This window comes from Acinetobacter sp. AS5, from assembly GCF_048957595.1.
In the GTDB taxonomy this organism is placed as follows: Bacteria; Pseudomonadota; Gammaproteobacteria; order Pseudomonadales; family Moraxellaceae; genus Acinetobacter.
Genome location: NZ_JARDAL010000014.1, coordinates 44,229 through 67,548, shown reverse-complemented (window position 1 = coordinate 67,548; position 23,320 = coordinate 44,229). Strand labels below are relative to the sequence as shown.

Annotated in this window: 15 protein-coding genes and 1 pseudogene; 8 read left to right on the top strand and 8 right to left on the bottom strand. The window is 45.5% G+C overall.

Annotation, left to right across the window (positions count from 1 at the left end; genetic code table 11):
- Positions 1–165: 165 nt before the first annotated feature.
- On the top strand, positions 166–1,005 hold the full coding sequence (locus tag PV763_RS06055) for an HlyC/CorC family transporter (protein WP_004278564.1): 840 nt from the start codon (positions 166–168) through the stop codon (positions 1,003–1,005).
- Positions 1,002–2,561, top strand: coding sequence for an apolipoprotein N-acyltransferase (gene lnt, locus PV763_RS06050; RefSeq protein WP_071850476.1), 1,560 nt, complete (start codon positions 1,002–1,004; stop codon positions 2,559–2,561). Before PV763_RS06055 ends, lnt begins: the two co-directional genes overlap by 4 nt.
- Positions 2,562–2,715: 154 nt before the next feature.
- Here lnt and PV763_RS06045 read toward each other — a convergent pair whose 3' ends face one another.
- From PV763_RS06045 to gspF, 3 genes are all read right to left on the bottom strand, one after another.
- Positions 2,716–3,051 carry a hypothetical protein gene (locus tag PV763_RS06045; RefSeq protein WP_005267556.1) on the bottom strand — a complete coding sequence of 112 codons (336 nt, stop codon included), beginning with the start codon at positions 3,049–3,051 and terminating at the stop codon, positions 2,716–2,718.
- 284 nt (positions 3,052–3,335) lie between these two features.
- A complete protein-coding gene (gene gspG / locus PV763_RS06040; RefSeq protein WP_004278567.1) occupies positions 3,336–3,770 on the bottom strand; it encodes a type II secretion system major pseudopilin GspG in 435 nt (144 codons plus the stop codon).
- Positions 3,771–3,849: 79 nt separating this feature from the next.
- Entirely contained in the window at positions 3,850–5,055 is a 1,206-nt protein-coding gene (gspF, locus tag PV763_RS06035) for a type II secretion system inner membrane protein GspF (protein ID WP_420937489.1), read from the bottom strand.
- A 150-nt stretch (positions 5,056–5,205) separates the two neighbouring features.
- On the opposite strand from gspF, the gene PV763_RS06030 reads away from it, so the two are divergent.
- The 6 genes from PV763_RS06030 (at position 5,206) to PV763_RS06005 (ending at position 12,227) form a co-directional block, all read left to right on the top strand.
- Positions 5,206–7,428: a primosomal protein N' gene (locus PV763_RS06030; protein WP_396469764.1), complete on the top strand. Its 2,223-nt coding sequence runs from the start codon at positions 5,206–5,208 to the stop codon at positions 7,426–7,428.
- Positions 7,429–7,503: 75 nt separating this feature from the next.
- The gene (locus tag PV763_RS06025; RefSeq protein ID WP_396469765.1) at positions 7,504–9,357 is read left to right on the top strand and encodes a cation:proton antiporter; all 1,854 of its coding nucleotides are present in this window, start codon (positions 7,504–7,506) and stop codon (positions 9,355–9,357) included.
- Between the two features lie 50 nt (positions 9,358–9,407).
- Positions 9,408–10,283: an Hsp33 family molecular chaperone HslO gene (locus PV763_RS06020; protein ID WP_004278571.1), complete on the top strand. Its 876-nt coding sequence runs from the start codon at positions 9,408–9,410 to the stop codon at positions 10,281–10,283.
- A 321-nt stretch (positions 10,284–10,604) separates the two neighbouring features.
- Positions 10,605–11,066, top strand: a complete 462-nt coding sequence (locus PV763_RS06015) for a DUF2147 domain-containing protein (RefSeq protein ID WP_005102907.1) — start codon at positions 10,605–10,607, stop codon at positions 11,064–11,066.
- A gap of 484 nt (positions 11,067–11,550) precedes the next feature.
- Positions 11,551–11,880 (top strand): chaperone modulator CbpM, encoded by a 330-nt coding sequence (locus tag PV763_RS06010; protein WP_004278573.1) that lies wholly within the window; start codon positions 11,551–11,553, stop codon positions 11,878–11,880.
- Between the two features lie 89 nt (positions 11,881–11,969).
- A complete protein-coding gene (locus PV763_RS06005) occupies positions 11,970–12,227 on the top strand; it encodes a YdcH family protein (protein ID WP_004278574.1) in 258 nt (85 codons plus the stop codon).
- Positions 12,228–12,341: 114 nt separating this feature from the next.
- Here PV763_RS06005 and PV763_RS06000 read toward each other — a convergent pair.
- From PV763_RS06000 to PV763_RS05980, 5 genes and pseudogenes are all read right to left on the bottom strand, one after another.
- Positions 12,342–13,576 (bottom strand): annotated as a pseudogene (locus PV763_RS06000) (magnesium transporter CorA family protein).
- Between the two features lie 252 nt (positions 13,577–13,828).
- Positions 13,829–15,916, bottom strand: a complete 2,088-nt coding sequence (gene pnp, locus PV763_RS05995; protein ID WP_171058372.1) for a polyribonucleotide nucleotidyltransferase — start codon at positions 15,914–15,916, stop codon at positions 13,829–13,831.
- Between the two features lie 260 nt (positions 15,917–16,176).
- The gene (rpsO, locus tag PV763_RS05990; RefSeq protein WP_004278577.1) at positions 16,177–16,446 is read right to left on the bottom strand and encodes a 30S ribosomal protein S15; all 270 of its coding nucleotides are present in this window, start codon (positions 16,444–16,446) and stop codon (positions 16,177–16,179) included.
- A gap of 894 nt (positions 16,447–17,340) precedes the next feature.
- Positions 17,341–19,122, bottom strand: a complete 1,782-nt coding sequence (recD, locus tag PV763_RS05985; RefSeq protein WP_005102875.1) for an exodeoxyribonuclease V subunit alpha — start codon at positions 19,120–19,122, stop codon at positions 17,341–17,343.
- 71 nt (positions 19,123–19,193) lie between these two features.
- On the bottom strand, positions 19,194–23,318 hold the full coding sequence (locus tag PV763_RS05980; RefSeq protein WP_420937488.1) for a UvrD-helicase domain-containing protein: 4,125 nt from the start codon (positions 23,316–23,318) through the stop codon (positions 19,194–19,196).
- Positions 23,319–23,320 lie beyond the last annotated feature (2 nt).

Here is a 23,320-nt window from a genome sequence, read left to right as displayed (position 1 = left end):
CATAAAGCTGCGATTACATTGCTGCTTTGCATACGTGGCCAGTTCCAAAATTAGGCCTGACTCGTATGATCAAGACTCTGCATCATATTTACAATAGACAAGCGTATTTTCTGCGGTATGATAAAACCACGTTTTTTTAGATATTAAGAGTCTTCAGGAAAAATCATGCACGAGGAATCAGGCCCGTCGTGGGGTATGCGCGGCTTACGCAAATGGCTGGGAACTGCACCCGAAACTCGCGACGAACTGCTAAAATTAGTACAAGATTCACGTCGATTTTTAGAACCCGATACTGTTGCCATGCTTGAGGGCGTTCTTGACCTCCCGGCAACCAAAATTCGTGAAGTCATGACGCCTCGCACGTCCATGATCAGCTTACAGGAAGATGACCAACTGCTGGATATCCTGCATGTGCTGGTCGAATCTGCGCATTCACGTTTTCCGGTATTTTCTTCCGATCAGACCGATAATGTAGTCGGCATTCTGTTGGCAAAGGATTTATTGCCTTTTCTAACTGAACCGACGGCCAAAGTCGATATTCGCGCGCTTATGCGTCAGCCTTTGTTTGTTCCAGAAAGCGCCCGCTCCGATCAGGTTTTGCGCATGTTGAAGAATACCCAGACGCATATTGCGGTGGTGATTGATGAATACGGTACGACTTCGGGTCTGGTGACGCTGGAAGATATTCTGGAAGAAATTGTCGGTGAAATTGAAGATGAACATGACAATGCTGATGAAGAAGCATACTACATTGTTCCGGACAATGATCCGACTACGGCCAATACCTGGGTGGTACAAGCGCTGACCCCAATTGAGTATTTCAATAATATGCTGGATGCGACTTTCCCTGATGATGAAGTGGAAACCATGGGTGGCTTGTTATTACAGGAAATTGGTCTGGTAAGTGATCTTGAAGGTCAGACCATTGAACTGGAAAACTGGCAATTTACCATTCTTGAGGCAGATTCACGCTCGATTCACCTAATTCGAGCCGTGCGCCAATGAGAGCGTATTTTGATAAGCTGTTGAGTTCTAATCAACAGCAAAAACCGTTGCCGCTGATCTATCCTGTTTTAATTGCCTTATTCGCAGGTGCCATCTTTAGTTTGGCACTAGCCCCCTATCATTACTGGTGGCTGGCCATTCTGTCTCCAGCACTGCTCTATGCCTGCCTGCGCGGACGTACAGCAAAACAGGCTTTTGGCATTGGCTGGGCTTATGGGATCGGCTTGTGGTTTGTCGGCGCATTCTGGCTCTATACCTCGATTCATGTCTATGGCGATACCAGTGCATTTCTCAGCGTTGTAATGATCCTGATTATGGCACTGGTGATGGGTCTGTTTAGTGCCGTTCAAACGTTTGTCTATCGCCGCTTTTTCCCGGAAACTCCTTTAACCTTTGCCCCGCTGTGGGTGCTGTTTGAATGGTCCAAGACCTGGGTCTTTACCGGATTCCCATGGCTATTCGCCGGCTATGCCTTTACCGAACGCTACCTAGATGCTTATGCGCCCTTATTCGGGGTGTTTGGCGTATCTTTCGTGGTGATCATTCTGGCCTGTGCGCTGGTTGAAATTCTAAATAGACGCCTGTTCTGGGCCATTCCTTCGGCAGTTTTATTACTCGGTGCCTGGGGTGCAGCACAACTGACGTTTGTTGAGCAAAAAAATCAGAAGCCTTTAACGGTTTCTCTGATTCAGGGTAATATTCCGCAAGACTTGAAATGGCTGACTGAATATCAGGTGAAGACCTTATTGATTTATGCCAATTTGAGTAAAACTGAATGGGGCCGCGATCTGATCGTCTGGCCGGAATCTTCGATTCCCATGTTCCAGACTGATATTGAAGCCTTTCTGGAAGCCATGAAAGTACAGGCTGAAAAATCAGGTACGGCCTGGGTGACCGGCATTCCGTATTGGGATTTAGCAGAATCACAGGCTGCGGGTTATCCAAAATATTACAATAGTATTATGGCCAGCGGAGATGAATCCGATGGGCTATACAAGAAGCAACGACTGGTTCCTTTTGGTGAATATATTCCACTTTCAGGCTGGTTAAGTTGGGTTCTGCCGGCACTGCAAAATGATCCATCCATGAGTGGTTTTACCCGGGGCGCAGATCATCAAAAACCATTGAATGTAAAAAATCATCCTTTGGGTTCTGCGATTTGCTATGAAGTGGCTTATCCGAATTTGACCCGTCGCAATGCCAGTCAAAGTGATTTTCTGGTGACCGTGTCTAATGATGCCTGGTTTACCGGCACGGCAGGACCATTACAGCATCTGCAGATGGTGCAAATGCGTGCTAAAGAAAATGGCCGCTGGTTTATTCGGGCGACCAATACCGGTGTGACCGCCTTTATTGACCACAATGGTCACATTGTGAAAAAAGCCCCGATGGATCAGGAAGCAGTATTACGTGGCGAACTTCCAGCCATGCAGGGTGAAACGCTATATATGAAACTCAGCGACTGGCCGGTCCTGATCTTCTCGGTTCTACTCTTGCTAGTGGGCTGGCGCTTCCGTCCACGTAAAGTGGATGTCAGCTTTAAATCTAGACGGTAATTTTTTCAAGTACCCCTTTTACAAAGGGGGACTTAGGGGATTCCTGAATATAGCATCTTATCAATCCCTCCTAAGCTCCCTTTACGAAAGGGAGGAACATTCAAGGCAATAAAAAACCGAGGTCATAGCCTCGGTTTTTTCATCTCTTTCAAGCTTAAAATTGTATAGCCAAATAACACAACATGCTGGCAAGAGACAGCATCGGCACATGACGATACAGGTTAACCAGTGTCTGCTCAAATGCTGAGCTTTGCTCGGCCTGAATGCGAATTACACTCGCGTTTAATGCTGACCAGAAACACAGTGCCAATAAACTGCTCATCAAGCTGATAGCAAAAAAGGCCACCATAATCTGGCTGCTGCCTTCGGTGCTTTGCCATAAATGGACGATTCCCTGACTGATCGGCAGCATGCTTAAAACCAGAAGAACAGATTTCAGCATCGACCAATGAAATTGATTGATTTCATCTCCTAAGATTAATGCTTTCATGTGCTTCTCCGTTGGCGAGTCAAGTACCATTCAGATCATTATGAGCTTTTTTAAATAAATAGAAAGTGTATGTTTATTCATATTTTACGAGAATTGTAATAGATAAATATGGGAATAATTCTTATTATAACTCGCATATCGTTTTTATTATTTCATTATTATAAATATCAATAACTTACATTATATTTAATAATTAATAGTTATTATCACTTCACTTCGTATTGAAATAGCCTATTCAGTGAAGTGATATATTCTATCTATCGAAAATTTATAACGATTCTCAATTAAGGCTGATAATAAATATCGGCATCTGTTCCTTCACCACCCGATTGACCATCTGCACCAAATGAATACAGATCGAAGCTGCGGCCATCGGTGCCCGGAATCACATATTGCAGTTCATTATCCCAGCTGTCTTTTGGAAAACCGCCCTTGACATAACCGCCTGGCACCCAGTTTTTTGCAGTCGCTGGCTGATTCACCAGTGCATCCAGACCACCTTCCTGCATACTTGGATACTTGCCATTGTCCAGCTTGTATTGATCCAGTGAACCTGCAATGCTCTGCAACTTGATCACGGTGGTATCTACTTTGGCCTTTTCACCGCGTCCCATCACGTTCGGAACGATCAGCGCAGCAAGCACACCAAGAATAACAATCACCACCATGACTTCGATTAACGTAAAGCCCGTCTGTTTATTTAATTGATTCCTTTTCATTCAATCTCTCTCATTTATTTGCATCATTCAGAATTTCCACTTGAATCTTGATCACAGCAAAATTCTAAGCGGTTTCTGTTTAAATCATATTATTCATATTCACAATTGGCAGCATGACCGCAATCACAATCACCAGAACGATACTGGCCATCAGTACCAGCATTAAAGGTTCCAACAAGGCCAGTAAAGTTGAAATCAGGGTAGTCACTTCGCGATCCTGCATCTGTGAAGCACGTTCCAGCATACGGTCCAGTTCACCGGATGCTTCACCACTTTTGATCATTTGTACCATCATCGGGGGGAAATAACCACTGCGTTCCAGTTGGGTTGCCAGGTTGCCACCTTCAGTGACTTTTTCCGCTGCCAGATTAACAGCATCACGGATCACCCAGTTGTTACTGACTGCAGCACCAATGCGCAGCGCATCGACCAGCGGCACGCCAGACTGGGTCAAAATGGATAAAGTACTGGCAAAACGTGCGGCATTAATTCCGCGTGACAATTTGCCGAATAAAGGTAATTTTAAGGTCAGACGGTCAAAGGCATAATGCCCGGCGGTAGTTCTTAAAAATCGGATTAATAAGAAAATCCCTAAAGCACCACCGATCAATAAAAATGGCCAGGCAATGCGGATAAAATCGCTGGCTTTCATCAAGGCCACGGTAATCCAGGGCAAGGCGTCTTTACTCTGATCAAAAGTCTTGACGATATCTGGCACCACATAGGTCATCAGCCCCATCACGATCGCAAAGGACATCAGCATCAGAATAATCGGATAGATCATTGCACCCTGAATTTTTTTCTGCATGGCAAACCGGTTTTCGGTATAGTCAGCCAATTGATCCAGAATCAAGTCCAGATGTCCGGAACGTTCACCGGCGGCAATCGTGGCAATATACAGCTCGGGAAACCGTCCGGATTGCTGTAAACCCTGCGCCAGACTATGACCTTCCAGTACTTTGGAGCGCACCGACATCAGCAGGTTTTGTACATGGACTTTTTCGCTTTGCTTACCGACGGCGCGAATGGCTTCTTCCAGTGGAATTGCGGCGGCGACCAGCACGGATAATTGCCGGGTCATCAGAGCCAGATCATAGGCGGTGATGCTTTTTTCAAACCATTTTCGACGATGCTGCTGGTCTTTTTTTTCAACAGGATCAACAGAGACAGGAATAAGTGCTTTATCCCGTAATTGTTGCCGGATCTGACGTGCAGAATCCCCCTCCAGCACGCCTTTTTGCTGCTTTCCTGAAGCATCAAGCGCAATAAACTGATATGCAGGCATTGTAATGCTCTAATTTTCCAAAATTTTGCTCAACGCTGTTGCGTCAGACCACCGAAATCATTCATATTCTTTGATATAAATTATCTGCTCACTCTAACATAATCGAACTTTAAGCACGACGAAATTTCTTCAGGATCTCCACCCCAAGATATGCAAAATTCTCACCCAGATTCAAGTCCACTTTATCGCGTACGCGTTGCTGTACCTGTGCATGTATTTGATTGTTTTGATTACACGATGAGTACAGCACAATTTGAACAGGCACAGATTGGCGCACGTGTACTGGTGTCGTTTGGTCGGCAGAATCTGGTCGGGGTGATTATCGAAAAACTATCCGCAGACACTCCTCTCGATCCGCGCTTTAAACTTAAGGCAGTGACCGAACTGCTCGATGAACGCGCCATTATAGATGCCAAAGTTTTAAGTTTGTTGACATGGTCAGCGCAGTATTACCAGTTTCCGATCGGTGAAGTCGTCCACAGTGCCCTGCCGACTCTGTTGCGTCAGGGTAAGCCTTATAACCTGCTGGCCCGTACCTGGAAATTCCTGGACCCTGATGCCGAGGCCAAAGTACGCCGTTCGGACAAGCAGCAGGAAGCTTACCGGATTTTAAAACTGCATCCGGTCGGGACCACTGAAAATGTGCTGAACATGGCCGGGATTGAAACCGCGACCTTAAAAGCGCTGGAGAAAAAAGAGATTTGCGCCTGTGTGCTGGAGCCACAAGATTTCAATCCGCAGCCGATGCAGCTGGCACAAATGCCGCTTACTGCCAATCCTGAACAAAAACATGCAGTCGAACAGGTATTAAAATATCGCAATCAATATCAAGCTTTTTTACTGGATGGTCTGACCGGCAGCGGTAAAACTGAAGTGTATTTGCAGATCATGGAACAGGTACTGAAACAGGGCAAACAGGTGCTGGTGCTGGTGCCGGAAATCGGCCTGACGCCGCAAACCATCAGCCGTTTTCAGTCCCGTTTTCATTGCCATATTGCGTTGCTGCATTCCGGGCTGAATGATTCCAAACGGCTACAAGCCTGGCAGTCGGCAGAAACCGGCAAAGCCTCAATCGTACTCGGTACACGTTCTGCCATTTATACCCCGATGCCGAATCTGGGCCTGATCATTCTGGATGAAGAACATGACCTGTCCTTTAAACAGCAGGAAGGCTTCCGCTATCATGCCCGCGATGTCGCCCTGTACCGCGGCCATTTACAGCAATGTCCGGTAATCTTAGGGTCAGCCACACCAAGCATTGACAGTTATGCGCTGGTGCAACATGGCAAGATGCAGGCACTGGAGCTGAACCAGCGTGCCGGCACGGCCTTGATGCCCAAAATCCATATTCTGGATTTAAAAGTTGCGCAAAAAAAGCATGGGATTAGCCTGCAATTGATTCAGGACATCAAAAAGCGCCTGGAGAAAAAAGAACAGGTGCTGATTTTTTTAAACCGCCGTGGCTATGCCCCCGTCCTGCTTTGTGGCAGCTGTGGCTGGCAGGCGCAATGTCCGCACTGTGATGCCAACTTCACTGTACACCGTCAGCCTTATCAGCATCTGCATTGCCATCACTGCGGTACTATTCACCGTATGCCGGAACACTGCCCGCAATGTCAGCATCAGGAACTGGTTACACTGGGTATGGGCACCGGCAAAGTCGAAGAACATTTAAATGAGCTATTTCCGGATTTTGAGGTGATTCGGGTCGATCGCGATTCCACCAGTCGGGTCGGCAGCTGGCAAAAAATCTATGACAAGATTCAGAAAAGCGAACCGGCGATTCTACTCGGCACCCAGATGCTGGCCAAGGGGCATCATTTTCCTTATGTGACGCTGGTGGCGATTCTGGATATTGATTCCGGTCTGCTGAGTGTGGACTTCCGTGCTACTGAACGGACTGCGCAACTGATCGTGCAAGTGGCTGGCCGTGCCGGACGTGGTGAACATAAAGGCGATGTTTATCTGCAGACCCTCAGACCTGATCATGCCCTGCTGAACACCTTAGTGAATGAAAATTATCGCGTATTTGCCCAGCAGACCTTAAAAGAACGGCAGATGGCCAGAATGCCGCCCTACCGTTATGCCATCCTGATTCGCTGTGAATCCAAGGATCAGGCACAAAATACCGAATTCTTACAGAAACATGCAGCACTCCTCAGGCAATATCCTGATCTGGCGCTGGACATCTGGGGACCAATTCCTGCGCCAATGGAACGTAAGGCCGGACGCTATCAGTCGCATATGGTGCTATTGTCAGCGGATCGTCCACGTTTGCATTACTATGTGCGTAGCTGGTGGCAAAACATGCTGCAGGACAAACCTTCTAGCATGAAGCTCACGCTGGACATCGACCCTCAGGAACTGAGCTAAAAGATATTGCGCCTGAGGATCGATCTGGAATACGAAACTGCAAGTCTGGATCAAGAATAAATTTAGGGCAGGAAAATGTCGATACTGTTACAAATAACACTGGTTCTGGTTATTGCACTGTTGATAGTGCCACTGAGTAAAAGGCTCAGATTGCCAAGTGTGCTGGGCTATCTGTTAACAGGGATCATCTTAAGTCCAAGCCTTTTGCACCTGATTCAGACACCCGAAGTCATGAGTAGTTTCATGCAAGTCAGCCTGATGGCACTGATGTTCTGGATCGGCCTGCAACTCAGACCACAACGCATTGTGCAGATTAATCCCTCCCTGTGGATGATGGCTGCTTTACAGGTACTAATCAGCACCCTGATTTTCACGCTCATGGCCTGGGTTTTCCTTCAGCAAAGCCTACTCGCCAGCATTGTAATTGGACTCGCCGGCAGTTTGTCCGCCCTGACTTTGGTGATTCAACATCTCAATCATCAGGAACAGTTCGCCACCAGCTATGGTCAGCAAGCCTATTCGATTCTGCTGATTCATGCTCTGTTGGCCATTCTGGTGATTGCAGCCATTCCATTATTTGCCGGGATTCGCTCCACTGAACATGGCGTGGCCTATTTTGCTGCGATCATCGCAACGTTGAGTGGTCTGTTTCTGTGTAATCGTTACCTGATGCAGCCGTTGTATCGCTGGATTGCTAAAAGTGGCAGTCACGAACTGCATGCGATTGTAGCGATTGCGGTGACCTTGGCATTATTGGTGCTGATGAATACCCTCGGACTGAATCTATTTCTCGGTGCCTTATTTGCCGGCATTTTATTGGCAGATTCAGATTTCAGGCCTGCGGTAGAAAGTACGATTCGGCCTTTTCAGGGCCTGTTGATGGGCTTGGCATTTATCAGTCTAGGCATGTCACTGCACTTAGCTGATCTGCTCAATTTCCCTTGGATGATTCTCGGTGGCACCCTCATTTTAATCTTGGGCAAGTTTGCAATCAACCTGGCATTGGCGCGTTATCATCAAAATAGCTGGCGCAATAGCACCTTGTTAGCAGCCAGTCTGGCACAAGGTGGCGAATTTGCTTTACTGGCACTGGTGATTGCGGTTTCCGACCAGATTATTGCGGCTGATCTGCTCTCTCCCTTGCTGTGGATGGTGAGTTTTTCCTTGCTGCTGACCCCCGCATTTTATTGGTTATTGCACAGTCAGATCTTACCGCGTCTGGATCGCCACAATCATCTGGCAGCGACTTTTGAAACTGATATTAATCCTCAAGCCCATACACCAATCCTGCTGATTGGCTTTGGTCGCTTCGGACAAATCATCGCCCGGATTCTACTGCAACAGCAACACGCCTTTAGTGTCATGGACAGCACTGTGCCAGCCACTGAGCTTCTGGCGCAGTACGACATCCCTTTCTATCAGGCAGATGCGACAGAACCGGCAGCCTTGATGCAGGCAGGGGTTGCCACGGCGCAACAGGTCATTGTCGCCATTGATGATATTGAAGACTCGATGCTGATCGTGCGGCATCTGCGGCTGAATTATCCTGAAATCTGTTTATGGATACGTGCCCGTGACCGGCATCATGTGCATTTATTGCAGGATTTGGGCGTGAAACACATCTGGCGTGAAACTTATCTTTCAGCTTTAGAACTCAGTCAGGCCTTACTAAACCAGCTCAATCCTGACCTCGAAAATAGCCAGCAACAGATTCAAAACTTCCGTGAACAGGATGAAAAACTGCTGAATAGCCAATATCATCTGGATCCGGATGAACATCCAAATTATGAAAATCAGCGGAGCAGTTTAGCCGAACTGGAGCATCTGTTTGCCCAGGATCAACGCCATAAAGTGCAAAAACAGGATACACCGCAGCAACAGGATACAAACGGCGCAGGAATTGATACGTTAAGAGATGAACTGTCCTAACTTGTGTTTTACAATAATGACACTATTAAAGCAGGGTTATGGAGAATTTTATGTCTGATTTACGCCAACGCTTTTTTATTGAAGATAGCCCTGTTCGTGGTGAAGTGGTGCATCTTGAAGAAGCTTTACAAACCATTTTAGCGCAACGTGACTATGCACCTGCAGTTAAAATCCTGCTAGGTGAAATGCTCAGTGCCACTGCACTGCTGGCCAGCACATTGAAGATTAAAGGGCGTATCAGCCTGCAAATTCAGGCATCAGGCACATTTAAATGGGCTATGGCTGAATGTAACCATTTGGGTGAAGTTCGCGCTTTGGCTGACTATGAAGAAGATCCGCACTTTCTGGTCGGTGAAGACAGCAGTACCGTGTTGAAGTCACTCACCTCTCCGGTTCTGTTCATCAATATCGAACCAGAATTTGGCGAGCGTTATCAGGGGATTGTACCCCTTGATAAAGAAAATTTGGCGGGCTGTCTGATGCAGTATTATGACCTGTCTGCACAGATTCCAACGCGCATTGTGCTGGCGAGCGACCATCAGCGTGCAGGTGGTTTATTGATTCAGCTGTTACCACGTAATAGTGAAGAAGAACAACGCCGGGTAGATGAAGATCTATGGCCACGTCTGACCATGCTCACAGAGACTCTAAAAACTGAAGAGTTAGTCGGTTTGCAAGCCACTGATATTCTGTACCGTTTATATAACGAAGAAGAAGTGCGTCTGCCAGATACGGAAGTGTTGAAGTTTGGTTGTACCTGCTCTAAAGAGCGTTGTGCAGTCGCTTTACAGCAAATCGGAATAGAGTCGATCCGTGAAACGCTGGAATTCCAGAATCCGATCGAGATGGACTGTCAGTTCTGTAATAGCCAATATACTTTTACTGCTGAAGAAGCCTTGGGCCTATTTGGTAAACACCTGAGCTAAGCAGTTCGAATCCTTAAGTTTAAAAGCATTCCCAGGAATGCTTTTTTTATGTTTTAAAATCTAGGTGACTGAGCTCAACAAAGCGTATTCCCCTACAGTAGAAAACCTGTCTACCTCCTGAATCAAACTCTCCTGTAAATCCAATCTAAGAATCCCTTTTAAATTATAAGATTATTCACACTAACAAAACCTGAATATTCATCATTTTCAAAAAATTATGAGAAAGACCGCACAGTTCATACTCTTGATTTAATTATGCTTTTAAAATAAATTAGAGCAATAATTCTAAAATGAATACATCATCAATTTAACAGGTATGTTATGAGAAAATTATTGAATACTCTACTAATGGGGATAAGTTTGGCCGCAGTCTCTAGCCTGGCCTTTGCCTATGAAGATCCGTTATTGGGTAAATGGAAAACCATCGATGATCAATCGGGTTATTCTCGTGCGGATGTGGAAATTCGCAAGAAAGCAGATGGCAGTTATGAAGGAGTGATTGTCGAAACACGCAGCTTGCCTGGCGCAGAAAAAATGGGAATTTGTCATAAATGTCCAGGTCAGCTTAAGAACAAGCCTTTTCTAGGCCTGCCGTTTATCTGGGATTTTAAGGCAGATCCGAAAAAGCCACGTGAATACCATGATGGCAAAGTGCTTGATCCGATCAGTGGCAAAGTTTACAAAGGTAAAGCACGCTTAAGTGCTAATGGTAAACGTCTGACCTTGCGTGGTTATGTGGGGGTATCGGTAATTGGCCGCAGTGTAACCTGGGTAAAATATTAATTTCAGAAAGATTTTCAAAGCCCCTATATCAGGGGCTTTTTTCTTTGTCATGATTTGAAACAATAAGGTACAAATAAAAACTGTTTTGGGGCAAGTAAAGTCATAATAATGGATCGAAGACGGTTATTTTTTATCCATTTATGATGATCAATCTTCAGCCTCGTTCAATTTTGCCCTTTGGTCTGCTTTGCAGCCCTGATATGGCACCCTCTATTCAACACAGGAAAGTGATTGAATACGCTTTGTCGATAACACATAAAATTATAAAAACCACTTCAGCTTTAACCTTCTTTGCCTCGCATCCTGCTGATAAAGATCCGGTCAGACCGACTGATTCATCAACTACCAGCACATCCCGACTCTTCACTCATGATCATTTGAGTCATCACTCTGAGTCTGCAGGTCCAAGGGTTGGAAAGCGTTCTATTTTAGCACCTTCCCACTCTCCGGATTTTGCACACTTGGCTGTTTAAGGAGTAGACCCATGACTACGATTCAGTACCAAGAAAGTTTTTCCCACGGTTATACCCCCTCAGAAATTATGGACGATCGTTCATTTGACTTGATCCACTTTGCAGAAGCATGTGGACAAAGCCCCGAATGGGTCATGCAGTTAATTGAACATGGAATTTTACCCAATCGTTCCACAACCCCGACCAGCACTTTCCTCGGCGAAGATATCTCGCGTGCACAACGCGCCTATCGCCTGCAACGTGATTTTGATGCCTCATTTAGCGCCGTTGCTATGATGCTCGACCTCATTGATGAGGTGCAGGAGTTACGCCGCGAGGTCAAACACTTGCACTTCAAGTAAATCCTTTTCATGTTCTGTCGATCTGCATTTTCAAGTGCAGATCAGAACATATTTATATTTAATTTTATGATTAGAGTATAAGAATCCCTATGAAAACCAAAGATTGCAATAAGAAAATCAAATACATGTTTCCCGAATACCGCGACTTGATTGTGCAACTTCGCGAGGAAAATCCCTATTTTGCCAAGTTATTCGAGGAACATAATGAGCTGGACAAAGAAATCAGCCAGCTTGAACTTGATCCAGTCAATCATATCAACAATGATATTGAGGCGATCAAGCGTAAAAAACTGAAATTAAAAGATGAAATCTATAAAATACTGACTCGAACAGCTCAAGTTGAGTGATCAGCAGAACAGAGTGTTGATTTCTACAGAGCTAATCTAAAATTGAAGTCCACTGATCTACGTGTGCTTGAAAAATAGGACAACTTTTATAAATATCGATTGATAAAGGTAGCTCTATTTTAATTTGGTCAGCTTTTCAACTTCTTTCATGGTCTCTTTCACTGATTGCTTAATCGGCTCATAGTCAAGGAACCAGAACAGATTCACGTGTTGATTCTTATGCTGTTGTGCCAGTAGATCAATCACACTGCGCTCCCCTCGACCGACCAGATGTCTGCGATAGAAATAATACACCAGCAATACCGTGCTAATGAACATGATCATCAACATACTCCAGAACCCGACAGGAGATTTCGCCCCCGGAATAAATTCAAAGTTCATCCCGTAAATCCCGGTCAATAAGGTCAGCGGTGCAAAAATAGCGGTAATTATCGCCAAGATGCGCATATTTTCATTGGTCTGATTGGCAATGGCTGAAAATGCAGGTCGATCGCCGCCTGAATCGAGGCACGCAAACGAACAGTGTGTTTTTGGATGCGCTCTACATGGCTGACCAGGTCATTCATTCGGACCAGCATAATATCCTGTCGTTCCGACTTCTTCTTGCCTTTCAAGTGCGGATAATTATCGATAATTTCATCTCGCAGTTCTTGCAAGGTATCAATTTGCTCTTCACAGAGATTTTCCACTTGTTGAAAAGACATGCTTTCTTGCAATAACTGGTTCCATTTGGTAAAGCGGCGATGCCCCTGTAATAACTCCTGTTGCCAGAATTCAACCCGTCGGGTTAAAGGCACACGTAAATCCAAATAACCATCCACCATGCTATTCAGTAAACGTAACGATAAATCCAGCGGGGTCATCGGGAGTTTTCGTGACTTATTTTGTTCCTGAGTGGAACGGATCACATGGGTTTCAATACGGGAAATATAATTTTTTATTGCTTTATTGCCTTGCTCACGTACTGTAATCAGCACTTGAGGAGTCATGATAAAACTAATCGGAGTAGTCGCCAGACCAAACACTTTTTCATGCTGTTCCAGCGCCTGCTCACCGCTCTCGATGTCATCATCCGGGGTAATCAGCTTGCGAAAAATAAGCAGCTCATAGTCATCCATGCTATCAAATACACAAGGATGTTCTAAATTAAGAATATCGTTTACATGCAATTCGTTTAGGTATAAATGGGTCTGCTGTTCTATTTCTTTTTGCCAAGTCTCAGCCCGATTAACCACATCTGCCCGGGTATAGTCGATCCAGATAAATTCAGGTTCGGCTTGAGCAATAGGCTCTTTTTGTACAAAAATATGATGTTCGGTCGGATGTTGGTAAAAATAATAAACCTGCATTAAGACAATTCTCTATTCACAATTCTGCTTTTTGTTGTTGCAGGATAGAGCTAGTAGGCCTTCCCCATCTATCCGTCTTAAAATTATGAGCCGAGCCGCAGACTTAAGCAATCCAATCAGTCTTTATTTGCGTAGCAGAATCTTATTGAAGGCATAAAAAAGCCCTGAGCCAGCCAAAGTAAACATTTTGACCAAGCTCAGGGCTTTTTTATTGTTATTCACATGAGTTTTCCCATGTGAATATTTTAACGATTAAACTTGTTCGATGTCTTTCATCGTTAATTTGATACGGCCACGGTTATCAACATCCGCAACCTGTACTTTCACTTCTTGACCTTCTTTCAATACATCTGCCACGTTCGCAATGCGTTCGTTTGAGATTTGAGAGATGTGAAGCAAGCCATCAGTACCTGGCAGGATATTCACGAACGCACCGAATTCAACGATACGGATCACTTTACCTACGTAGATTGTACCTGGCTCGATTTCAGCAGTAAGTGCCTGGATCTTGGCCACTGCAGCTTGCGCTGCCGCTTTAGTTTCACCAAATACGCGAACTGTACCGTTATCTTCGATATCGATCGCCGCTTTAGTTTCTTCAGTAATCGCACGAATGGTCGCGCCACCTTTACCGATCACATCACGGATTTTATCCGGGTTGATATTGATCACCTGGAATGTTGGTGCGTGCATCGAAATTTCAGGACGCGCACGTGAAATCACCTGGTTCATCTCATTCAAGATGTGCATACGACCCGCATAAGCCTGGTTCAATGCAGATTCCATGATCTCTTCAGTGATACCTTCGATCTTGATGTCCATTTGTAGCGCAGTAATACCGTTTGCAGAACCAGCTACTTTAAAGTCCATGTCGCCCAAGTGATCTTCATCACCCAAGATGTCAGAAAGAACTGCGAAACGCTCGCCTTCTTTCACTAGACCCATCGCAATACCTGCAACTGGTGCTTTAAGTGGAACACCAGCATCCATAAGAGAAAGTGATGCACCACATACAGACGCCATTGAAGACGAACCGTTAGATTCAGTGATGTCAGATACGATACGGATCACGTACGGGAAGCGATCAGCAGCAGGAAGTACAGCTTGAACACCACGACGTGCCAGACGACCGTGACCAATCTCACGACGCTTAGGACCAGATTCACGGCCAGTTTCACCTACAGAATATGCAGGGAAGTTGTAGTGCAACATGAAGTTGTCAGTTTTTGTACCTGCAAGAGTATCAACCATCAACGCATCACGAGTATTACCCAAAGTCGTTGTGACCAAGGCTTGAGTTTCACCACGTGTGAACAATGCAGAACCGTGAGCACGATCCAATACGCCTACTTGTACGTCGATTGCACGAACAGTTTTGGTATCACGACCATCGATACGTGGCTTACCAGACAGGATGTTGTCACGTACAGTACGATATTTAAGGTCTTCGAACAGCTCATTTACTTCTTCTGCAATGCCAGTTTCGTCATTTTCAGGAACGAACTGTGCAACTGCTTCTGCATAAAGCGCGTCAAGTGCCGCATAACGGTCTTGCTTAACTGCAATCGTGTAAGCTTCAGAAATTTTCGCTTCGAATGCTTCTTTCAATTTACCAAGAAGTTCTTCGTTTTTAACTGGAGCAACCCAAGTTGATTCAACCGCGCCTGCAGCTGCAGCAAATTCTTTGATCGCTTGGATCGCAATTTGCATTTCGTCATGACCGAACAATACAGCGCCCAGCATTTGATCTTCTGAAAGCTCTTTCGCTTCAGATTCAACCATCAATACTGCAGTTTCCGTACCCGCAACAACAAGATCAAGATCAGACTCTTTAAGTTGTTCAAGGTTCGGGTTCAGGATGTATTCACCGTTGATTAAACCAACGCGCGCACCACCGATTGGACCACGGAAAGGAGTACCAGCGATAGACAATGCAGCAGATGTACCTAACATTGCAGCAATGTCAGCATCCATTGTTTTATCAGAAGAAATAACTGTGGCTGTTACTTGAATTTCGTTGAAGTAACCTTCCGGGAACAACGGACGAATTGGACGGTCAATCAGACGTGAAATCAAAGTTTCAGCTTCAGACTGACGGCCTTCACGCTTGCCATAACCACCCGGGATACGACCAGCAGCATATTGCTTTTCTTGGTAGTTAACAGTTAATGGGAAGAAATCTTGACCTGCTTTTGCTTTAGGCTGTGCCACAACAGCGACAAGTACTTGTACGCCGCCCATGGTGATCACAACAGTGTTTGCCTGACGGGCAACACGACCTGTTTCCAAGATAACGTTGTGCTGACCGAATTGGAATTCTTTACGAATAATATTAAACATTGACATGTTTTATTTTTTCCTAGTTCTTGTGAACAATTATTCTAGTGGAGACCCCTAAGGTTTGGCATTCATGACCATATGGACGAGTAAATGACAAAGCTTAGAAGCCGACCTCACCAGATTAAATACTATTTTTAAACACAAAGAAGGAGCGAAACATTCGCCCCTTCCACTGGCTTAGCGCAAAGCTAAGCCGACTTTAGTTTTCAGTAATACAGCACAAAGCATGCAATACACCCGAAAATAAAGTTTAAATCGAATTAACGACGTAAACCTAAAGCACCGATCAATGCTACATAACGACCGTGGTCTTTACCGTTAAGGTAGTCAAGTAGTTTACGACGTTGGTTAACCATACGGATAAGACCGCGACGGCTATGATGGTCGTGTTTGTGCTCTTTGAAGTGACCTTGTAAATCATTGATTTGAGCAGTTAAAAGAGCTACTTGAACTTCTGGTGAACCAGTGTCGTTTTCAGCGCGAGCGAATTTAGCCATGATCTCTGCGCGATCTGCGTTAGTTAAAGCCATTCGATTTCTCCGAGATGCTTATATATTTTGATAAAAATCAAAGTGATGAGAATTCAAAACCTTGACTGCCGTGCATCACTACAGCAAGTTGCATATTTTAAGGGAAAACGCATCAAATTGCAAAAATAGATCCAAATTTTTGCATGGTTTTGGTCGCTCATTGATGCAGTTCAGATTCGATGACTCTTGTCCCTCAAAGATTCAGGTTTTGCATTATTTTCATGAAATAAATCCAGGATGAATTAAATATAGAAATTCATTTGAAAAGCCAACAAACCCTTTAGCTCGCTTGAATCTTCCGCTGCTCTCCATAAAAAATGGATAAAAAAAAGCCCGAGTAAACTCGGGCTTTTTGGCGCTGTAGTTCTTTCTCTTATCATTATTATTTATTGTATTATTATGGCGTTTTACGCTTATTATTATTTTCAAACATCCTGTTGAAAAATCATCTTCCTTGTGTGGTAGATTTTGCCATATTCCCACCAGACAACTAGAGGTATTTGCCTCATTTTGCTGTAAGCCATTTCGTACATCACAGAGTAAAAATTTGCATAATGTTACACAGCTCTCGTTTTATTTAACGCTATTTACTTAAGTTTACTGGCTAGCGCTGAAAATTTTTGCTAAGAAATTAGGATAAAAATCCAGCAAGCTTCCTATAAAAAAATCAGGATATAAAAAAGCCTTGTAGTCTCTCCCAAAACTACAAGGCTTAGCGGCTGTAAGTTTCCTCTTTCACTTACTTCACTGTAAGTTCGCTGTCTACCGACATTATTATTATCATTATGCGATTATGCTCAACTTTCCGTGTTGAGTTATTTTGTAGAACCAATCTTCTCAAAAACTGAGCAAAAGCTCTATGCGTCAATTTCCTGAATCCTTGTAAGCTTTTACCTACAAGATTTGATTATTTTTGCCAATTAAATTACTAGATTGTTCAATGATTTTTTGGCCCAAACCACTTTTCCGGGTAGTTCTGACACAAAGTGCCTGTGTAAAAGCATCACAATCCACCAGTAAACTGACCACTTTTTTGGCTCGAGTAATTGCAGTATAAATCAACTCTTTGCTCAATAAATTTTTTGCATATTGATCCAGCACCACGGCCGTATGGGAAAATTCTGAACCTTGAGATTTGTGAATGGTCAGCGCAAAAGCGGTTTCAATACTTTTAGGTAAACGGGTGGCTAATACCCATTTTTCCAGACTCGGGAAATACACTTCAAACTGACGTTGACCAGACTGCTCACGTAAAAAACAGATACCAATATCACCATTGGCCAGGCCCAACTGATAGTCGTTATAGCTCATCATGACGGGTCGTCCGACATACCAGTCGCCCTGTTTCAACTGACCTTGGGCTGCTAGAAAACGTTGCTCAATCTGTAGATTGATCTTGAGCAGCCCCAGATCACCAGAACGGATTGCCGTTAAAATACGGTAATCATCAAAAGTTTTGACCACCTGTTGCACATAGTGTTCAAAATCAGCTGAGTTTCGTTCTGTTTTTATGGCCTGTACATAAGCCTGATAACCATACATCAGCTGGTCATAATACTGATTCAAATTATGCGCGGTCTGTTCGGCACCAGCGAGCAGGTATTGTAACTGCAACTGGTCGATCTTCACCTGATCCAAATCGATCGCCTGTAACTCACTGGCTGCCACAATCTGCTGCTCAAATTTCTGCAAGACGTGAGAAGGCTGATGATTCTGCTGGATAAACTCCGCCATTGCGCCAATCCTGGCTCCAGGCGCAAAACGCCGCGTGGTGATTAAATTGACCCGGTTATCTTCCAGAGTCGCTACTTGCTGTAAATCTGCCAATACCGTTCCCACATCCACAGAGGCCAGCTGATCTGCATCACCGAGTAAAATCAGCCGTGCATGAGACGGTACGGAGGCCAGTAACATCTGTGACAGGTTTAAATCCAGCATCGAGGCTTCGTCGACCACGATCACATCATAAGGCAGAGGCTGCTTGGCATGAAAGCGTGGCTGTCCGCGAGTGCCCAGACCCAATAAGCGATGCAGGGTGACCGGTTGTAACTGTTTTAATTGTTCTAGCTCAAACTGTTGTAACGCTTCACTGTGCAAGGCTTTTTGCAGTGCTTCTTTCATGCGCTGTGCGGCCTTTCCGGTAGGTGCTGCCATGGCAATCCGGATATTTGGCAAGGCTTCATGCAGGACCGCAATCATATGCGCCAAGGTATAGGTTTTACCGGTACCCGGACCGCCGCTAATAATATTCAGCGCCTGCCGCGCAACCATTTCCAGTGCCAATTTTTGCTGTGGATCTGACAATAAATTGCGATCACGTTCGGATAAATCAATAGCGGCAACCGGTTGGGCTTTAATCCGAGCAATATGTGAGGCTACTGCCTGTTCCAGTTGCCAATAGCGGTACAGATATAAATGCTGATCTACAAAAATAAATGGTGCAATTCCTGCACCCTGCTGACGGCGGTCTAGAACCAGATTATGCAATAAGGCAACCTGCTGAGGATCAACTTCGATACAGCTATCCCCTGCCTGTATCGCCTCAAGCAGTTGCTGAATCAAGAATTTTGCTGCCGGATCAAATGTAGCCGTACTAAACGGCGGCTGACACAAATAGTCAATCCAGGCCATTAAATTGGAGTCTTGCTGCGACACGTGATTCTGCTCATTTTCCACACAGTTATCCTCAAAGTTATCCACAGGATAATTTCATGTTTAATCTCTATATATCTTATAAAATCGCAAAATCATGCTGATTTTTTCTGCTCAAAATAGCCCAGTATTTGATCCAGTTTTTCTATAAATTCGGAGTCCGGTTGCCAATGATAGGCTCCTTGCTGGACCTGTCCCTTCATCCCACGTAAATACAGATAGGTCGCGCCGCCCAAGTGCTGCTGAATCGAATAAGTCTGCATATTGGCACTCAGGTACCGATGCAGCGCCACCAGATACAAAGCGGCCTGCAACCAGTAACTGGACTGGCTCATATTCTGCTGAATGGCTTCAGCACTATAGTGCTGCTGATCAGGTCCGAGGAAGTTACTTTTATAATCGGCAATATGGTAGCGCTGGCCATCGAAATACACCAGATCGATGGAACCGGTCAGATAACGTGCCGACTTGGCCTCATTAAAATCGCTCATGATCATGTCATGTTCGAGAAAAAGCTGATGGATTTGCCGAATCTGCAAAGGGGCATCGGTCAAGGACAGATAAAAAGGGAATTCTGAAAGATACTGTTTAGCCTCCAGCTGTGCCAAGGCAAAATCTGCCTGAATCGGAGTGGCCAGAATGTCATGTACCCAGTCATGCATCAGGTTCAGCAAAATATCTTCTGTGATCTCGTCCAGCAAGCCATCAAATGCAGTCTGGAAAATATTGTCCACATTCAGTGATTCAGTACTTGCAGGGCGTGTGAGCTGAGCCACTTCCTGTTCAAAAAACTGGATAAAGGAGTCATCCTCCAGCCCATCGAAATACACTCGAAACTGACCTAAAAATTCCAGCAGAGCTGAACGCTCGAGCTGTTGTGCCGAGTGAAACAGCTGCTGCCATTGCTGGCGATAAACTTCACTTTGGTCATGCAGGCGAATTCCGGTCAATAACTTATAGTTCAGGCTGGACAATACGCGCTGCATACTATGACGCAATTCCTCGGCTTTGAAATCTGCCTGAGCTGTGGCCTGAAACAAGGTTCGCAGATTCACCACAGCGGCCTGATAATGCAGGGAAAAAGCCTGTTCCAGTACACTACGTATATGAAAAGCCTGTTCAAATTTTTCTTTCATTTCCTGCCAGATTTGCGGTGCGGTATTTTTAAAACGGCGCCGGATTTCCAGATTCCAGTAACTGCTGTCCTGAAAATCAATATGTTCAAAAATGCTGTGCAAGAATGTTCCGGCTACGGTGCCTTTAGGAAAATTCAGCCTAATCCAGTCTAAAGGCACAGCTGCTGGCTGTTCTTCCAGACCGGTAAAATGAATTTCATCGGCAGCACTGTCGGGCTGTTCATAAGCCGTGACCAGATCGTCCTGCAAGATATGTCCATGTAGCTGATGCTGTGACAAAGCCGTAAAACTGGTTTTGGTTCGCGGATAAAACTGCCGCTCTGGCAAAGGTTGCGCCCGCATGTCGACCTGATGATGGTTCGACTGCTCGACCAGGCGCGGTGGCTCCTGAGACAGAGGCGGCTCGACCAGACTTAAAGCATGTTGAAACAGTTGATCTCCCTGACCACGCCAGAAGGCCAGCCCGGAATCAGACTGTGCGTTCTGGTCCTGCAGCATGGCATATACCCGGTGACTGGCACGGGTCAGCGCCACATACCAGAGTCGGTGGTTTTCGGCAGCATTACGCGCTGCATTCTGCAGAATCGCCTGCTCATGTAAATTCTTGTGATTCACTGCAATCACCCGGGATTGTTCCAGGATGTTGTCCTGTTCAGGCGCAGACAGGGAAAAATTCAGATTGCCTTTATTCACATCAAAAGCAGCATCTGCTCCCAATAAAAACACCACTTTAAATTCCAGCCCTTTGGAGGCATGAATGGTCATCAGCTGCACCCCATGATCCCCAGACAGCTTGCGTTCTTTTTCGCTGTCCTTGCCTGAAGGTGACTGAAGCTGGCGCAAATACCAGTGATAGAGTTTTTGCGCCCCCTGATAATATTCACTCTGCTGGCTCAGCATCTCGGTCAGATGGCGCAGATTGACCACCACCCGCTCATTGTCCAGACTTTGACTGGCCACCAGATTGGTCCAGACCTGAAACAGGTTCAGTGCATAATTCCAGGCGGTCAAAAAGCCTTTCTCAAACCACATTTCCCGAATTATATCCAGATCCGCAATATAGCGACTGAGGCCTTCACTCTGGCTTTGCAAATCAATCAGTTTTTTCAGATTGAAGCCCAGCAGACGGGTTAGTAAAGCCCGCTTGACCTTGGCCTCATTGAAAGGATCCATAATCGCCGTCAATACGGCCGCGACATCCTGAGCGATGGTACTGGCAAACACGCTCTGTTTGGATTCTTTATAGGAGGGAATGCCCATACGCTGCAGACGCTGCTTCACCTGTTCCAGAGCAAAATGCCCAAATCCCAACACGGCAATATCATCTGCGCTCAGGCTTTGCTGATGCTCTTGCTGCTGAAAGTACAGTTGCTGCTGGGCAGACTGATTCAGCAATGCACGGATTTTCCAGGCCACCTGGTCTGCCTCCAGGTCCGATTCACCTAGCTGAATCCATCGTAAAGGCTGCGGGTTGATCCTGCCCATATCGACCAGATCTGGATGCGGGCGACTACCGGCCTGAATCAAGGTGTACTGCACCTGTTCGCCAAAATCCATTTGCCGCTGGAACAGCGCATCAACCACTTCTACGAGTGGTTTGACTGACCGATGGTTCTGCATCAGGGTATATTCGCGGCCCTGTTTATGCAACACATCGGCATGTGCCTTGTTATAGGTGAGCATATCGCCGCCACGGAAACCGTAAATTGCCTGTTTCGGATCACCGACCATAATCATGCAGCCGGACTGCACCCGGTTGGCATCACGCCAGATCTTGGCCAGCAAATCATCCTGATCCTGATTGGTGTCCTGAAATTCATCGACCAGAATCAGCGGATAACGTGCCTGTACAAACTGGGCAAAACGCTGTCCCTGCTGGCCTTGCAATGCTTCCGCCAATGTACGAATTTGCTGGGAAAAAGTGGTTTCACCCTGCTGCTGCAAGGTTTGTGGCAAACGGGTCTGCACACTTTGAATAATATGAAATTCCAGATAGGTCGTAAGCTGTTGCAGCTGCTCATCCAGATACTGTTTGACCTCACACAGCGCATCAATTGCCACGATCAGACTATGTTGCAAAATCAGCTGCTGCTCTGCATCCGGACAGCTTTTGTTAAAGACCTGAGTGGTCGGCTGGAAATCGGTTTTCTTGCGGCGCAAATGGCACAGATTCAGTAAAATCGGCTGCAATTCAGCATCAAAGAAACTCATGCCACCCTGATTTTTCAGGGCTGCGCTCCAGGTCATAAAGTTTTCACAAATTTCGGTTAACTTGGTCAAAAAACTCTTGTGAAAATACTTCGGACTTTCCTGACAATAACGCCGCATGACGGCAAGATCATGCTCCTGAATACTCACTAATTGACTGATGCAGGCTTCCAATTTGTTCAGGTCACATTCAGCCAGTTCGATCTTGCGGAAATGCTGCTTGCTGAAATTCAGGGCATCACGCACCAGCCCGGTATAATGCTCCACCGGTTTCAGCAGATTTTGAACATACAGATGATTGACCATATATTGCGGCTGCTGCTGAATCCAGTCACGCAGCACATCATGAATCAGCTGCTGAATATACAGATCCTGATCTTCGGTCAGTTCTGCACGTTCAATCTTGCCACTTTCAAAGGCAAATTCACGTAACAGTTTCTGGCTAAAGCTGTCCAGGGTGCCGACAAACAGTTCATCCAGCTGGTTCAGCACCAGACGTAAACGGCGACGGGCATAATCCAGCCGTGAACCATAATCTTTCAGCACCTGCTGAAATAAAGGATCGGTTTCATTCTGGATTTTTGCTGTGATTTCAACTGAATTGAGCTGCTGATGACGCTGGATATAAGCCAGCGTTTCCTCGACGCGAAGCCGTACCCGGTTTTTCAGTTCAGCCGTGGCTTTACGGGTAAATGTCGTCGCAATCACCTGATGCGGATAATACTGGTCCAGAAAAATCCGCACCATCAGGCTGGAGAGTGTATAGGTCTTGCCGGTTCCTGCCGAGGCTTCAATCCAGTGCAGGCCACGGAATTTCATGTCTTGAATCGGATTGGTGGAAATGGCTGTTTGCATCTGCTGCTTTAATAAAGTCATAC

Bases quoted from the DNA above. Each gene is read 5' to 3' on its own strand.
- PV763_RS06055 (WP_004278564.1), top strand. From the start codon at position 166: ATGCACGAGGAATCAGGCCCGTCGTGGGGTATGCGCGGCTTACGCAAA.
- lnt (WP_071850476.1), top strand. From the start codon at position 1,002: ATGAGAGCGTATTTTGATAAGCTGTTGAGTTCTAATCAACAGCAAAAA.
- PV763_RS06045 (WP_005267556.1), bottom strand. From the start codon at position 3,051: ATGAAAGCATTAATCTTAGGAGATGAAATCAATCAATTTCATTGGTCG.
- gspG (WP_004278567.1), bottom strand. From the start codon at position 3,770: ATGAAAAGGAATCAATTAAATAAACAGACGGGCTTTACGTTAATCGAA.
- gspF (WP_420937489.1), bottom strand. From the start codon at position 5,055: ATGCCTGCATATCAGTTTATTGCGCTTGATGCTTCAGGAAAGCAGCAA.
- PV763_RS06030 (WP_396469764.1), top strand. From the start codon at position 5,206: ATGCAAAATTCTCACCCAGATTCAAGTCCACTTTATCGCGTACGCGTT.
- PV763_RS06025 (WP_396469765.1), top strand. From the start codon at position 7,504: ATGTCGATACTGTTACAAATAACACTGGTTCTGGTTATTGCACTGTTG.
- PV763_RS06020 (WP_004278571.1), top strand. From the start codon at position 9,408: ATGTCTGATTTACGCCAACGCTTTTTTATTGAAGATAGCCCTGTTCGT.
- PV763_RS06015 (WP_005102907.1), top strand. From the start codon at position 10,605: ATGAGAAAATTATTGAATACTCTACTAATGGGGATAAGTTTGGCCGCA.
- PV763_RS06010 (WP_004278573.1), top strand. From the start codon at position 11,551: ATGACTACGATTCAGTACCAAGAAAGTTTTTCCCACGGTTATACCCCC.
- PV763_RS06005 (WP_004278574.1), top strand. From the start codon at position 11,970: ATGAAAACCAAAGATTGCAATAAGAAAATCAAATACATGTTTCCCGAA.
- pnp (WP_171058372.1), bottom strand. From the start codon at position 15,916: ATGTTTAATATTATTCGTAAAGAATTCCAATTCGGTCAGCACAACGTT.
- rpsO (WP_004278577.1), bottom strand. From the start codon at position 16,446: ATGGCTTTAACTAACGCAGATCGCGCAGAGATCATGGCTAAATTCGCT.
- PV763_RS05980 (WP_420937488.1), bottom strand. From the start codon at position 23,318: ATGACTTTATTAAAGCAGCAGATGCAAACAGCCATTTCCACCAATCCG.